General features: G+C 69.9%; 12 protein-coding genes. 4 read left to right on the top strand and 8 right to left on the bottom strand.

Going from position 1 to position 13,772, the window contains the following annotated elements:
- Positions 1–44: 44 nt before the first annotated feature.
- The 6 genes from IEW34_RS24400 to IEW34_RS24375 all read right to left on the bottom strand — a co-directional run bounded on the left by IEW34_RS24400 (position 45) and on the right by IEW34_RS24375 (position 8,229).
- Entirely contained in the window at positions 45–776 is a 732-nt protein-coding gene (locus tag IEW34_RS24400; RefSeq protein ID WP_188611826.1) for an RlmE family RNA methyltransferase, read from the bottom strand.
- Complete coding sequence (locus IEW34_RS24395; protein ID WP_188611884.1) at positions 773–1,900, bottom strand: Ppx/GppA phosphatase family protein; 1,128 nt, start codon at positions 1,898–1,900, stop codon at positions 773–775. The genes IEW34_RS24400 and IEW34_RS24395 overlap by 4 nt, the downstream gene beginning before the upstream one ends.
- Positions 1,901–2,193: 293 nt before the next feature.
- Positions 2,194–3,789, bottom strand: coding sequence for an adenylate/guanylate cyclase domain-containing protein (locus IEW34_RS24390; protein ID WP_244642177.1), 1,596 nt, complete (start codon positions 3,787–3,789; stop codon positions 2,194–2,196).
- Positions 3,786–4,163: a response regulator gene (locus tag IEW34_RS24385; protein ID WP_188611825.1), complete on the bottom strand. Its 378-nt coding sequence runs from the start codon at positions 4,161–4,163 to the stop codon at positions 3,786–3,788. Before IEW34_RS24385 ends, IEW34_RS24390 begins: the two co-directional genes overlap by 4 nt.
- Positions 4,164–4,198: 35 nt before the next feature.
- Positions 4,199–7,045 (bottom strand): response regulator, encoded by a 2,847-nt coding sequence (locus tag IEW34_RS30730; protein ID WP_244642176.1) that lies wholly within the window; start codon positions 7,043–7,045, stop codon positions 4,199–4,201.
- A complete protein-coding gene (locus tag IEW34_RS24375; RefSeq protein ID WP_373288313.1) occupies positions 7,033–8,229 on the bottom strand; it encodes an ABC transporter substrate-binding protein in 1,197 nt (398 codons plus the stop codon). The genes IEW34_RS30730 and IEW34_RS24375 overlap by 13 nt, the downstream gene beginning before the upstream one ends.
- A 174-nt stretch (positions 8,230–8,403) precedes the next feature.
- Here IEW34_RS24375 and IEW34_RS24370 point away from each other — a divergent pair, with 174 nt between their 5' ends.
- On the top strand, positions 8,404–9,171 hold the full coding sequence (locus tag IEW34_RS24370; protein WP_188611824.1) for an alpha/beta fold hydrolase: 768 nt from the start codon (positions 8,404–8,406) through the stop codon (positions 9,169–9,171).
- Here the strand turns inward: IEW34_RS24370 and IEW34_RS24365 are convergent.
- On the bottom strand, positions 9,129–9,668 hold the full coding sequence (locus IEW34_RS24365) for an alpha/beta fold hydrolase (RefSeq protein ID WP_210324570.1): 540 nt from the start codon (positions 9,666–9,668) through the stop codon (positions 9,129–9,131). The genes IEW34_RS24370 and IEW34_RS24365 overlap by 43 nt on opposite strands.
- A gap of 162 nt (positions 9,669–9,830) precedes the next feature.
- A complete protein-coding gene (locus IEW34_RS24360; protein ID WP_188611823.1) occupies positions 9,831–10,733 on the bottom strand; it encodes a DMT family transporter in 903 nt (300 codons plus the stop codon).
- Between the two features lie 70 nt (positions 10,734–10,803).
- Here IEW34_RS24360 and IEW34_RS24355 point away from each other — a divergent pair, with 70 nt between their 5' ends.
- From IEW34_RS24355 to IEW34_RS24345, 3 genes are all read left to right on the top strand, one after another.
- Positions 10,804–11,751: a LysR substrate-binding domain-containing protein gene (locus tag IEW34_RS24355; RefSeq protein WP_188611822.1), complete on the top strand. Its 948-nt coding sequence runs from the start codon at positions 10,804–10,806 to the stop codon at positions 11,749–11,751.
- 196 nt (positions 11,752–11,947) lie between these two features.
- Complete coding sequence (locus tag IEW34_RS24350) at positions 11,948–12,847, top strand: LysR family transcriptional regulator (RefSeq protein ID WP_188611821.1); 900 nt, start codon at positions 11,948–11,950, stop codon at positions 12,845–12,847.
- A 72-nt stretch (positions 12,848–12,919) separates the two neighbouring features.
- The gene (locus IEW34_RS24345) at positions 12,920–13,711 is read left to right on the top strand and encodes an SDR family NAD(P)-dependent oxidoreductase (protein ID WP_244642174.1); all 792 of its coding nucleotides are present in this window, start codon (positions 12,920–12,922) and stop codon (positions 13,709–13,711) included.
- Positions 13,712–13,772: the final 61 nt, after the last annotated feature.

Genomic DNA, 13,772 nt, shown 5'->3' with positions numbered 1-13,772 from the left:
CGGTTTTGGATGGATGGTCGGGTCAAGCCCGGCCATTCATCGACTCAGGAATCCGGCGCCGCCTCGTCGTCGGCGGACGTCGTGACGAGGCCGCGCCCCCGAAACCCGGTCGCCAGCACATAGAGTTCGGCGGAATCGGCGCGGCTGGCCGCGGGCTTGACGTGGCGGACCGTGGCGAAGTCGCGCTTGAGGTCGGCGAGCAGGGTGTGCTCGGTGCCGCCCTGCAGCACCTTGGCGAGAAAGGCGCCGCCCGGCGCCAGCACCTGGCGGGCGAAGTCGATGGCCACCTCGGCGAGGCCGACGATGCGCAGGTGGTCGGTTTTCTTGTGGCCGGTGGCGTTGGCGGCCATGTCCGACAGCACCACGTCGGCCGGGCCGCCGAGCATGGCGATCAGCTTCTCCGGCGCCTCGGGCGCCAGGAAGTCGAGCTGCAAAGCCTCCACGCCCGGCACCGGGTCCATGGCCAGGAGGTCGATGGCGGCGATGCGGCCCTTGCCGTCGGCGGCGCCGATGCGCCTGGCCGCCACCTGCGACCACCCGCCGGGGGCCGCACCGAGGTCGACGATGCGCTGGCCGGGCTTCAGGAGACGGTACTTGTCGTCGATCTCGATCAGCTTGAAGGCGGCGCGCGAGCGCCAGCCCTCGCGCTTGGCGCGCTCCACATAGGGGTCGTTGAGCTGGCGCTCAAGCCACTTCTGCGAGGCCGTCGAACGCTTCTTGGCGGTCTTCAGCCGGACCTTCAGGCTGCGGGCGCCGCCGCGCGAGGCCTCGCTCACGACGGCCGGCCCTGGCGCCAGACGCCGTCGGCGCGCATCAGCGCCATCAGGATGCCCTCACGCAGGCCGCGGTCGGCGATGCGCAGGCGCGGCGAGGGGAACGAGCGGCGCAGGCCGTCGAGGATGGCGCAGCCGGCAAGGACCAGGTCTGCCCGATCGCGGCCGATGCAGGCATTGGCGGCGCGCTCGGGATAGCCGGCCTGGCGCAGCCGCCAGACTACCCGGTCGACTTGCCGGTCCGACATCCACAGCCCATCGACGCGGCGGCGGTCGTAGCGCGGCAGCCGCAGGTGCACGCCGGCGATGGTGGTGACGGTGCCGGAGGTGCCGAGCAGGTGGAAGCCGCGGCGGCGGGCGGCCCAGCCCACGCGAGCGCGGAACGGCGCCAGGAGGTCCATCACCTCGCCCACCATGTCCTCGTAGACCGCCGGCGTCACGTCGTAGCCGCCGTAGCGCTCGGCCAAAGTGACCACGCCCACCGGCAGCGACACCCAGTCCTCGATGCGCTCGCACGGGTCGGCCGCGGCGCCGATGCGCGGCCCGAGCAGGCACGCGACCTCGGTGGAGCCGCCGCCGATGTCGAAGACGAGCGCGGCGTGGGCGCCGGGATCGGCCAGGCTGGCGCAGCCCGACACGGCCAGGAACGCCTCGGTCTTGCGGTCCACCACCTCGAGGGCCAGGCCCGTCTCGCGCTCGACGCGGGCGACGAAGGCCTCCCCGTTGGTCGCCGCCCGGCAGGCCTCGGTGGCGATCAGCCGGGCGCGCGAGACCCCGCGCAGATCCATCTTGGCCCGGCACACCTTGAGCGCCTCGATGGCGCGCTCGATGGCGCCCTCCCCGAGGCGGCCGGCGGCGCCGAGCCCCTCGCCCAGGCGCACGATGCGGGAGAAGGCGTCGACGACGCGGAAATGCGGCTCGGCCGGTTCGGCGATGAGCAGGCGGCAGTTGTTGGTACCGAGGTCGAGCGCGCCGTAGGCGACGCCGCGCGCGGGCACCGGCCAGCGCTCGCGCCCGGCATAGCCCCGGCTGGCGGACGACAGCAACCCCACGGCGGGGCCGGTCGCGCCATCAAAGGCAAGCGACGCCTCAGGCGATGCCGGCGCGGCAGCACTATCGGCCCGAATCTCCGCGGCGCCTGCTTCGTCACTCGCCGACACTGACACACCCTTCGGCGCAGCCGCCCACGCTACGCAAGTTGGCGCCAGCCTAGCAGCGGTGTGGCCCGCATGCCAGCCCGTCACCGGGCCGAGCGACGCCGTGTGGCCCACCACGGGGATCGTGTCCGATCGGGCTCCGGTGACGGGCTTGGATTTCGATCCGATGGATGGTCGGGTCAAGGCCCAAGTTCACCGCGATGAGCGACGAAGAGCATTCCCGATCAGGACGCGCTCGCGCGGACGGCACCGCGGGGCGCAGCTCAGACGGCCTGCTCAGGGCCCAGGAAGAAGGTGCTCATCAGCCCGGCGCCCTTGATCGGCATCGGCCCGCGCGGCTCCACGGCGAAGCGCCCGGCGAGCAGCCCTTGCGTCGTCTGGGACAGGTGGATGCGGCCGGCAAGCCCGTGGGATTCCATGCGGCTGGCGATGTTCACGGTGTCGCCCCAGACGTCGTAGGCCCATTTGCGCTCGCCGATGACTCCGGCCACCACGGGCCCGGAATGCAGCCCGATGCGGATGCCGAGCGGCTGCCCGCAGGCGACGCTCAGGCCCGGCAGCTCGTCGAGCATGGCCCGGGCGAGGCGCGCCGCCGCCGGCGCGTGGTCGGCGCGCGGCTGCGGCAGCCCCACCGCCACCATGTAGGCGTCGCCGATGGTCTTGATCTTCTCGGCGCCGAATCGGTCGACCAGGCGGTCGAAGGCGGAGAACACGGTGTTGAGCAGCTGCACGAGGACGCTGGGCTCCAGCCGGCCGGCCATGGGGGTGAAATTGTCGATGTCGGCGAACAGGATCGTCGCCTCGGGCACCAGGTCGGCGATCAGCGAGGTGCCCTGCTTGATGCGCTCCACCACCGCCGCCGGCAGCACGCTGAGCAGCAGCCGCTCGCTCCTGTCGCGCTCGCGCTCCAGCTCGCTCAGCATCAGCTGCTCGCGGTCGCGCAGGAACTTGGTGTCGAGCGCCGCGGCGATGCGGGCCAGCAGCAGCGTCGTGTCGAAGGGCTTGGGCAGGTAGTCGAGCGCGCCGGCTTCCACGCAGCGCACGACGCTGTCGATGGCATCGAGCGCCGACATCATGATGACCGGGATGTGGCGGGTACGCGCGTCCGCCTTGAGGTGAGTCAGCACGTCATAGCCGGTGATGTCGGGCATCATCAGGTCGAGCAGCACCAGGTCGAACGGCCGCGCGGCGATCGCCGCCAGGGCTGCGGTGCCGTTCTCGGCCAGCTCCACCTCATGGCCCTCGCGGCGCAGGCGGCGGCCGATGACGTCGCGGTTGAGGCCGTTGTCGTCGACGACGAGGATCTTTCCCGCGTGGGCGCCCGGCCCGGGGGGACGGGGCGACAGCATGTCCTGGAGCGGCGCCAGGGTGGAAGCGGACCCGAGCCCCAGTGCGCCGCCCGCAAGCTCCGCGCCCAGATCGCCCGCGGCGCCCTGCCCCCCGCTGGCGAAACTCACCAGCTCGTCGATGCGGCGCAGCATGTCGTCGGCCGCGGCGAGCACGCCGGTCAGATCGTCGATCAACTCCGGATAGGCGCCGTCGGCCGCATCCTCCAGCAGCATCTCGCCGTAGCCCTTGATCGCGTTGATCGGCGTGCGCAGGTCGTGGCGAACCTTGGCGACGTCGAGCCCGTCGCCGCCCTCGCCCGAGAGCAGATCGGCGAGCAGCCCCTGCAGCGATCCCGCGGCGCTGAGGATGCGCACGAGATCCGCCTTGGCGTCGGCGTAGCCGGCGCGGTCGGCATCTTCCACCATCATCTCGGCATAGCCGGCGATGGCGTTGGCCGGGGCGCTGAACTCCTGGCGCAGGTGGGCGAGCAGGGCCCGGCGGGCGCCGTCCGGAGCGGGTGTTGAGCTCACGCCGCCCCCGCGACGCCCAGCAGGGCGCGCATCTTCTCGAGCAGCCGCGGCAGCTCCACCGGCTTGGTGTCGAAGTCGTCGCAGCCGATCGCCAGCGCCTTCTCACGGTCCTGCGCCATGGCGTGGGCGGTGAGCGCGATGATCGGGATGGCGCTGGTGGCGCCATCCTCCTTGAGCAGGCGCGTCGCCTCCCAGCCGTCGAGCACCGGCAGGCTGATGTCCATCAGGATCAGGTCCGGCCGGTCGGCGCGCGCCATGTCGACGCCCTGCTGCCCGTCGACGGCGATCGCCACCTCGAAGCCCTGACGCGCCAGGCGGCGGGACAGCATGTCCCGGTTCATCTCGTTGTCCTCGACCAGCAAAATCCGTGTCATCGTCTCCTCGAAGGCTCCGTCGCGCGAAGGTGCGCTCACTCGGCGGCCCGCTCCGGCCGGCGCGCGACAATGGCGGCGAGGGCCGCGGCCAGGCTCTGGCCCGACTGCATGCCCTTGGTGAACACATGCATGGTCCGCTCGGCCAGGAAGGTGCGCTCCTCGTCGGCCAGCTCCTTGGCGGTCAACACCACCACCGGCACGTCCAGGCGCGCCGGTGTGGCGCGCATGGCGTCGAGGAAGGCGAAGCCGTCCATCACCGGCATCATCAGGTCGAGCAGGATCAGCGACGGGTTGCCGTTGGCCTCCAGCCAGGCCAGCGCCTCCTGGCCGTTGACCGCCTCCGCCACCTTGAGGCCGGTGCTCTCCACCACGTGGCGGATGAACTCGCGCACCTCGGGCGCATCGTCGACGACGAGCACGAGGCCGCCGCGCGGCTTGTCGACGACGGCCCGAAGCACGGTGAGCAGGCGCTGGCGGTCGATGGGCTTGGTCATGAACTCCGAGGCGCCGAGCGAATAGCCCAGCGCCCGGTCGTCGACGATGCTGATCATGATCACCGGGATCGGTGCCAGCATCGGATCGGACTTGAGCATGCCGAGCACCGACCAGCCGTCGACGCGCGGCATGACCACGTCGAGGGTGATGACGTCCGGCGGCGTGGCGCGGGCGATGCGCATCGCCTCCTCGCCGTTGCGCGCGTGCAGGATGCGGTAGTTGTCGCGCACCAGGGTCGCCGTCAGCACGTCGTGCACCACCGGATCGTCGTCGACCACCAGCACCGTCGGCCCGGTGGCCGCTGCCGCACGGCCGGCGATCGGTGAGCGCCCCGGCGCGGCCGCGGGGGCGGCGGCGCCGGTGTCGGGCAGCACGATGGTGAAGGTGGAACCCGTGCCGGGCACGCTCGTCACATCGATCGAGCCGCCCAGCATGACGCAGAAGTGCTTGGTGATGGTGAGGCCGAGGCCGGTGCCGCCGTAGTTGCGGGTGGTCGACGAATCGGCCTGGGTGAAGGCCTGGAACAGCCGGCCCATCTGCTCCTCGCTCATGCCGATGCCGCTGTCGGTGACGGCGAAGCGGATGCGGCGCACGCCGTCCGGCCCGGGCTCCGCCGTCACATCGAGCTTCACGTCGCCGGCCTTGGTGAACTTGGCGGCGTTGGACAGCAGGTTGAGCAGGCTCTGCCTGACCTTGGTCAGGTCGGTCGACATGGCGCCGATGTCCGCCGGGCAGTCGATCACCAGGCGGTTCTGGTTCGCCTGCATCAGCGGCTGGACCAGGGTGGAGACGTCGCCGACCAGCTTCTGGACGTCGACGTCCTCCAGGTAGATGTCGAGCCGCCCCGCTTCGATCTTCGACAGGTCGAGGATGTCGTTGATCAGCCCGAGCAGGTGCTTGCCCGCGGTCTGGATCTTGCGCAGGTCGGGCTGGCTGTCCTCGTCGCCGCGGTCGACGGCGTCCTCCAGCAGGATCTCGCTGTAGCCGATGATGGCGTTGAGCGGCGTGCGCAGCTCGTGGCTCATGTTGGCGAGGAAGGACGATTTGGTGCGCGAGGCCTCCTCGGCCGCGGCGCGCGCGCGCTCCGCCTCGTCGCGCGCCGTGTGGATCTCGCGGGCGTTGTCGCGGAACACCGTCAGCGCCCGGCTCATGTCGCCGAGTTCGTCCGGCCGCGCCGGCGGGATCGGCGCGGCGAGGTCGCCCTGCGCGATGGCGAGCATGCTGCCGGCGAGCTCGACCAGCCGGTGCACCATGTAGCGGATCACGAACAGCCAGACGACGAGGATGCCCAGCGCCAGGCTGAGGCCGGCGATGACGAGCAGCCACAGGCGGCTGGCGCGAATGCCCTGCACGGTCGCGGCCGAGGCCTCGCCCGCCTCGGTCTCGGCGGCGCCGACGAGGTTGGTCACATCGTCGCTCAGCCGGCGGCCGATCGCCTGGAAGGCGGCCTGCCGCACCGTCGCCGCCGCCTGGGCAGCGAGCTCGGCCCGGCGCAGATCGAACAGGCCGCCCTGCCCTTCGCCGAGGCGGAGCAGACCGTCGACGGCGCCCCTGACCTGCTGGAAGCGCTCGGCGGCGACCTTCGACTTGGCGGCCACCATGTCCAGGCTGCGCCACAGCCGGTCGCCCGCGGCGCGGAACTGGTCCTGCAACGGCACCAGCAGCTCCGGCTCCTCCACCGTCGGCACCTGCTTCAGCAGGGTGGCGACGGTGGCGATGGTAGTGCGCGCCTCGTAGATCGCCTGCAGCAGCGGCAGCTGGTCGGTGCTGATGCCCTCGACCGCCTGGCTGCGCCCCTTCGCGACATCCTCCAGCGTCAGCGTCACGTCGAAGATGATCTCGTCGGCGAGCGGCGCCAGCAGGCGCGACAGCGCATCGGTGGCCGGCGTCACCGCCGCCGTCGCTGCGGCGCGCCTGACGGCGATGGCCACCTTCTGCTGCACCGTCTCGTCGAGACGGGCCGTCTCGCCGGCGATGTCCTCGACCAGCGGCCGCAGCCGCCCGACCTGGGGCGACATGCCGGCGGTGCGCTGAAGCTGGTCGAGCAGCCGCCCCACCTCCGCCGTCTGGGCCCGGAGCGTCGCCAGCCGCGCCGTGCGCTGACTGTCGCCCGTCGCACGGGCCAGCTCCGCGGCGCCCGCCACCGCCTGTGCCGTCGCGGTCTCCAGCTCCAGCGAGAGGCTGACGGCAGGCAGGCTGCGGCCGGTCAGCCGGTCGATGACGCGGCCGAGGTCGGTGAGGCGCACCCAGGCGACGATGGTGGCCACCACGGTCAGCGCCGAAATCAGCGCGAAGGCCAGCAGCAGACGGCCGGCGATGCTCTCGTACCAGCGGCGGCGCGGCTGGGGCCCGCCCAGGGCCTCGGCGATGGCCTTCACTTGCGCCATCCGCTGAGATCGGCGACCGGCACCACCCGCCCGCCCTTGAGCATCGTCAGGTAGACCTCGTCCATGCCCTGGTTGTCGGCAGGGCCGAAGGTGAGGCGCAGCCCGTCGAGATCGAACTGCGGCTGCGCGTAGATGGTGTCGAGAAATCCCTGGCGCGTGACGTCCGGGCCGGTGCGCTTCAGGACGTCGATGACCATGCGGCCGACGACATAGCCCTCGAGCGAGACATAGCCGGGCTCCGCCTCGGGCGACGACCGCTTGAGCGCGTCGAGGTAGCTGGCGACGATCTTGATGGAGCGATCGTGGGGGAAGGGCATCACCTGCGTGACGACCACATTGTCGCCCTCCGGCCCGAGCTCCTGGGCGAGGCTGTCGGCGCCGACGAAGCTCACCGTCAGCATCGCCGCATCGAGCTTCACACGCTTGGCCAGGCGCACGATCTCCGCCACCGGCTGGTAGGGGCCGATCACGATCACCGCCTGCGGATCGGCCCGGCGCACCTGCAGCAGCCCGGCGCGCACCGCCGTGGTGTTGCGCTCGAAGGTGCCCTCGGCCACCAGCTTCAGGTTGCGCTTGGCGAGCGCACGGACGGTGCCGTCATAGCCGGCGCGGCCGAAGGCGTCGTCCTGGTAGAGGATGGCGATGCGCGTCATGTCGAGGTCGCCCGTGAGCCGCTTCACCATCTCCTCGGTTTCCTGGACATAGGAGCCGCGCACGTTGACGACGCCGCGCTGGAACGGCGTGCGCAGCAGCTCCGCGCCGGTGAAGGCGCCGATGAAGGGCACGCCCGCCTGCGCGGCGATCGGCTTGGTGGCAGCGGAGGTCGGCGTACCGACCGCGCCGATCAGCGCGAACACATGGTCGGCGCCGATCAGCTGCTTGGCGGCGGCGATCGCCCGGTCCGGCTCGTAGCCGTCGTCCACGGATTTGAGCTCGAGCATGCGGCCATGGATGCCGCCCGCGGCGTTCACCTCCGCGAACGCGGCCAGCAACCCCGTGCGCATGCCCTGGCCGAGGCCACGCGCCGGCCCCTCGAGCACGGCGGCCTGGCCGAACAGGATCCGGTCCGTCGTCACGCCGTCCTCCGCCGCGGCGCCGGAGGGCCGGGCGAACGCCACGGCAAGCACCAGCGCGGCGGCGGCGCACGCCCGCGCCGCCCGCAACCCGACCATGATTGCCGCCATGCTCATCCCCCGATTCGGCAGCCGTGCGCCCCCCATTGTCGGGCTTGCCCCACGCACGACGCGCATCCCCGATGCGCGCGGGAGCCTACGCCCTGCCCCGCCGCGCGACAACGCCGCAACGTGCGGCGCAACCGTGCGCTTGCCGTCCCAGCTGGCCTGCCTTAGCTGAGCGCAATGCTCCACTTCAGCTCCAACGGCGTCGACATCGCCTTCATCGATCGGCCCGCGCCCGAGGGCGCCGCCGGCGATCCGATCCTGCTCGTCCACGGCTTTGCCTCCAACCATTCGGTCAACTGGGTCTATCCGAGCTGGAGCACGACCCTGCACCGGGCGGGCTTCCGCGTCGTCGCGCTCGACAACCGCGGGCACGGCGAAAGCCAGAAGCTCTACGAGCCGGCCCGCTACGCCTCCGAGCTGATGGCCGAGGACTGCCGCAACCTGCTCGACCACCTCGGTATCGAGCGGGCCGACGTCATGGGCTATTCGATGGGTGCGCGCATCACCGCCCACCTCGCCCTGCACCACCCCGACCGGGTACGCTCGGCGGTGCTCGGCGGCCTCGGCATCCGCCTCGTCGACGGGGTCGGCCTGCCCGTGGGCATCGCCGATGCGCTCGAGGCGCCCTCCGCCGAGGGCCTCACCGACCCCCAGCAGCGCATGTTCCGCTCCTTCGCCGAGCAGACGCGCAGCGACCTCAAGGCACTCGCCGCCTGCATGCGCGGCACCCGGCAGACGCTTACCCGCGACGAGGCCTACCAGATCGGCGTGCCAACCCTGATCGCGGTGGGCACCAAGGACGACATCGCCGGCTCCCCGCACGAGCTCGCGGCCCTCATGCCGAATGCGCGCGCCTTCGACATCGTCGGCCGCGACCACAACCTCGCCGTGGGCGACAAGACCTACAAGGCGGCGGTGCTGGAGTTCCTGGCCGAGCGGCCCTGAGCGCCGCCAACCGGGGGCGAGGCGTCACGGTCGAGGCGTGTCGGGGGCGCCACACCCTGGACGAAGGTCGCCAGCGGCTGCGGCACCGACATCGCATCCACCCAGGCCGCATCGGCCGCATTCACGTTGAAGACGGCCGCAGGAATGGGCGGGATCATGCCACTGTGTCCGTTCGCCTGGTCGAGAAAGGCCAAGCCGGTTTCGGCGCCGGTGATGTGGACGAGGGACTGGCGATCGGCCGAGGCATAAGCGTCGATGTAGACGAGCGCACGGACGCGCTTGCCGATCTCATGGGCAGCGCCAGTGATCACCATGCCGCCGTAGGAGTGGCCGCACAGGATCGCATCGGTGATGCCTTCATATTTGAAGACATTTGCAATGTCCTGAATATGCGTGTCGAGGTTGATGGCGCGATCCGCCAGGTGGGCGCGCTCGCCAAGCCCGGTCAACGTCGGCGTGTACACCTCGTGCCCCGCCTCGCGCAGGAGACGGGCCACGCGCGCCTAAACCCAGTCCCCCTGGAACGCGCCATGGACCAGAACGAATGCTGCCATCTCTATCAAGTTCATTTGCTTGGTCATTACTAACTAAAGGCGCGGCGCGACGGATATCTACCTCGATTAACCGTGAACAGCTTGCGGCGCGAAAATGAAACGCCGTCACCGCCCCACGATCAGCTTGGTGCGCAGCCCTCGCGCAAACGCTCTTCCCGCCAGGACAAAGGCGAGCCCGAAGGTCACCAGGCCTGCGCCCGCGATGCTTCCCGCGTCCGGCGCTTCTCCCAGCACGAGGACGTCGAGGCCAAGCGTCGCCACCGGGATCAGGGCAGGCAGGCTGGTTCCCGCGGCAGGACCCAGCAGCTCTGCCGAGCGGCTGAAGGCGTAGACGGCGATGGTGGTCACCAGAACGCCGTGGAAGGCCGCCTGCAGCACGATGGTCAGCACCGGCACGCCGGCGATCTGCTTGGGCAGCGCCAGGACATAGACCGGCAGATAGAGCGCGGCGGACCCGACGGCGATGAAAGCTGTCGCGGTGAGGGCCGGCACGCGCCGGGACCGCATGATGGCCGCGTAGCCTGCCCACATGACGCCCGTGGCCAATAGGACAGCGTGGCCGAACCCGACGTCTTCTCCGCGGAGGAAGGCCGCAACACCCAGCGCCGTCAAGGCAATGCCGAACAGGCGCGCCGGCCCCAGCGCTTCGCCGTAGAACACGCGGGCCATGAGCGCCGCGGCGATCGCCATGACACCCGGGTTGAGAGCGCCCGCCGCCGCAGCTGGGGCGGTCTTCACCGCCAGCGATAGCAGCAGGACATAGGGCGCTCCGAACAGCGTGATCATCAGGAGCACGCTGATCGGGCCCGGCCTGCCGGCGCCTGCGCCTCTCCGGATCAGCACCGGCAGCAGCAGCGCCCCGGCCACGCCGAACCTCAGCGCCGTCAGGTCATAGGCCGTCAGGCCGGTGGTGACCCCCAGGCGAAGCAGGACGAGCGAACCGGACCAGATGAGGATCGCCGCAGCGGCCCAGAACAGGCCGAGGGCAACGCTGCGAGACGAAGTCATGGGCGCCTCCATGGGCTGGCCGAACCATAGGGGGCGACAATGGATTATAAAAACGATATTAAATGGCCGTATGAATCAGAAATTCTCAACCATTCATCCTGCCGGGCCGGCCCGGACCATGAGCCTCGACGCCTTGCGCAGCTTCGTGGCCATCCACGACACGGGGTCGTTCCGGCATGCGGCGGCGAGGGTCAGCCTGTCGCCGTCTGCGGTCAGCCTGCAGATCGGCAAGCTCGAAGAGGTGCTTGGCTACAGGTTGCTGGAACGGAACGCACGGCGGGTGGCGCTGACCGAGCACGGCGAGCTGCTGCTGCCGCAGGCGCGCCATCTCCTGTCGCTCAATGACGAGACATTGACCTTGTTTCGCGGATCTGCCCTTGAAGGGCGATTGACGCTCGCGGCACCGCATGATCTTGGCATTTCACTGGTGCCGGCCCTGCTGCGCCGGGTGGCGGAGCGCTATCCGCGCATCCGCGTCGACGTGCGGCTCGGCGCATCGGCTGAGGTCAGGAATGGCTTTTCGGCAGGGCAGAGCGATGTCGTTCTCTTCAACGAAGTCGGATCGCCGGCCGTGGCCGCCCGCAAGATTTGGTCCGAACCGCTGGTCTGGCTCATGGCGCGCGGCGGTCGCGCCGCCTCGGACGATCCCCTGCCGCTGGCCGTGGCGGCGGCGGGATGCACGTGGCGCGCCGCCGCGCTCAAGGCACTGGATGCCTCGGGGCGGTCGTACCGGATCGCGTACGACAGTGACACGCTGCTGGGGCAGGCTGCGGCCTTGCGGGCCGACCTGGCCGTTGCCCCGCTGCCGCTGTCTTTGGCCCAGGGCGAACTTGTCGAGGTGCCGAAGACCGCTGGCTTGCCCGCCCTGCCCCGGATTCATATCCGCGTTTCCCATCATGATGGGGAATTGGCGAATGCGGTCGTCGCCATGGTCGAGGAGGTTGCGAGGGCCAGACAATCGCGGCAATTCGCCGGTCTAGGCGACGCTATATCCGCGCACGCCCGCTTCTCGGCGTGAGCGCCGGCGGTGGTCGCCCCTGATCGCCATCAATTGGGGCTGCGACAGTCATACCGTGGTCCGCCATGACGGCGGCTCCGCTAGAGCGCCGGAAGGGATAGTGTCGTGGTGAATCCCCGCCGTTCTCGCCTTGATTGCGCCCCGGCTGACCAGTGAAGGTGGCGATCGGTTTGGCCGACAGCTGTGACGATATATCATGACCAGCGGTAACTACTCCGACCTTCTTGCCCTTCGTTGCATCATCGACCATGGCAGCTTTGTCGCGGCGGCCAGAGAGCTCCGGGTGTCTCGCTCCGCGTTGAGCGAGACGATCCGCCGGCTTGAGCGGGATATCGGCGTCCAACTTCTGAACCGGACGACGCGCAGCGTCAGCCCGACGCCGGCGGGCGAACGTCTGGCCGCACGTTTCGGGGTGGCGTTCGAGGAAATCGAGGCGGCCATCGACGAAGCCGGCGCCATGGGCGCGGACGTTGCGGGGCCGGTGCGCGTTCACGCCCAGCGTCTGGGCTACGAGCTCTTCCTGCGGCCGCTCCTGCCCGAATTCGTCCGCCGCTTCCCCCGGATCGGCGTGGAGGTCCAGATCGACGATGCCGGCATCGATATCGTCTCCAACCGCTTTGATGTGGCGATACGCTTGGGCGAGATGCTGGACCAGGACGTGATCGCCTTTCCGCTGCAGCCCGCCATACGCCAGATCGCCGTCGCCGCACCCAGCTATCTCAATCGGCATGGCCTGCCGCACCATCCTCGCGCGCTACGCGATCATCTGTGTATCTGTTTTCGGTGGCCGGGCCATGATGCCCTCTACAACTGGGAGTTTGCCGAAAACGGCGTCTGGTTCTCCGTCCCGGTGTCCGGCCCCTTGACCTTCAACGATCAGCGGGCGGCGCTGGACGCCGCCATTGCCGGCGCGGGTATCGCGCTCTGGGTCGAGAGCGAGGTTCGGCCGTATGTGGAGGACGGCAGGCTCGTGCCGCTTCTGACGGACTATTCGGCGGCCTTCCCTGGGTTCGCGCTCTACTACCCGCCCCACCGCCATCGATCGGCGGCGGTCGCCGCATTCATCGCCGCGGTGCGCGAAGCGGCCAAGACATGACTGATTATGCCGCCGCTACCGAACAACCCATGCGGAATGTGAGTCATTCACCGCACGATCCAAGAGACCCAAATGGCAGCCAGCACATCGCAGGAGGCTGTCATGACTACGGAACGCACAGGAAGAGACTTTGAGGGCAAGGTCGCGCTCGTCACCGGCGCGGCGAGCGGCATCGGCCGCGCCACGGTGGAACTGCTTCACGCGCGCGGCGCATCGATCATCGCGGAAGACCGTGATCCGCATGTCGTTACGCTCGCTCGGCCCGGAATCGTCCCGCTGATCGCCGACGTGACGGACGAGAGCGCCGCCCAGCAGGCCGTGGCGATGGCGACCCAACGGTTCGGCCGACTGGATATCCTCGTCAACAACGCCGGCATCATCATCAACAAGCTCGTGGTGGACATGACCCTTGACGATTGGGACCGCATCTTTGCCGTCAACATCCGCGGCGTGTTCCTGCATTCGCGCGAAGCGATGCGCGCGATGATGCCCGCCGGGAACGGGGCGATCGTCAACGTGGGCTCCTATGCCTGCTTTCAGACATTTCCGTCGATCGCAGCCTACGCCGCATCGAAGGGCGCGCTGGCCCAGTTCACCCGGACGCTGGCGGTGGAAGCGATCGACCACGGCATCCGTGTGAACGCCGTGGGCTCCGGCGATACCGTGACCAATATCCTCAATCATATCCATGCCGACGGCCCCTCGGCGCTCGCCGACTACGGCAGGCATGCCCCGATCGGACGCGCGGCTCAGCCCGAGGAGATTGCCAAGGTGATCGCCTTCCTGGCGTCCGATCAGGCCAGCTTCATGGTCGGATCGATTGCGATGGCTGATGGCGGTAAAAGCGTGGTCCTTCCGGCCTGAGGGACTATTGGTCCGCTTCCAGCCCCGGCGCACAGCTTCGTGGGCGAGGTCGCGTGCCGTC

It is taken from the genome of Chelatococcus reniformis (assembly GCF_014640075.1).
Lineage (GTDB): Bacteria > Pseudomonadota > Alphaproteobacteria > Rhizobiales > Beijerinckiaceae > Camelimonas > Camelimonas reniformis.
Note: the sequence above shows the minus strand (reverse complement) of the source record. Positions and strands in the feature narration are given on the sequence as shown.

Bases quoted from the DNA above. Each gene is read 5' to 3' on its own strand.
- IEW34_RS24355 (WP_188611822.1), top strand. From the start codon at position 10,804: ATGAATCAGAAATTCTCAACCATTCATCCTGCCGGGCCGGCCCGGACC.
- IEW34_RS30730 (WP_244642176.1), bottom strand. From the start codon at position 7,045: ATGGCGCAAGTGAAGGCCATCGCCGAGGCCCTGGGCGGGCCCCAGCCG.
- IEW34_RS24360 (WP_188611823.1), bottom strand. From the start codon at position 10,733: ATGACTTCGTCTCGCAGCGTTGCCCTCGGCCTGTTCTGGGCCGCTGCG.
- IEW34_RS24375 (WP_373288313.1), bottom strand. From the start codon at position 8,229: ATGGCGGCAATCATGGTCGGGTTGCGGGCGGCGCGGGCGTGCGCCGCC.
- IEW34_RS24345 (WP_244642174.1), top strand. From the start codon at position 12,920: ATGGCAGCCAGCACATCGCAGGAGGCTGTCATGACTACGGAACGCACA.
- IEW34_RS24385 (WP_188611825.1), bottom strand. From the start codon at position 4,163: ATGACACGGATTTTGCTGGTCGAGGACAACGAGATGAACCGGGACATG.
- IEW34_RS24370 (WP_188611824.1), top strand. From the start codon at position 8,404: ATGCTCCACTTCAGCTCCAACGGCGTCGACATCGCCTTCATCGATCGG.
- IEW34_RS24350 (WP_188611821.1), top strand. From the start codon at position 11,948: ATGACCAGCGGTAACTACTCCGACCTTCTTGCCCTTCGTTGCATCATC.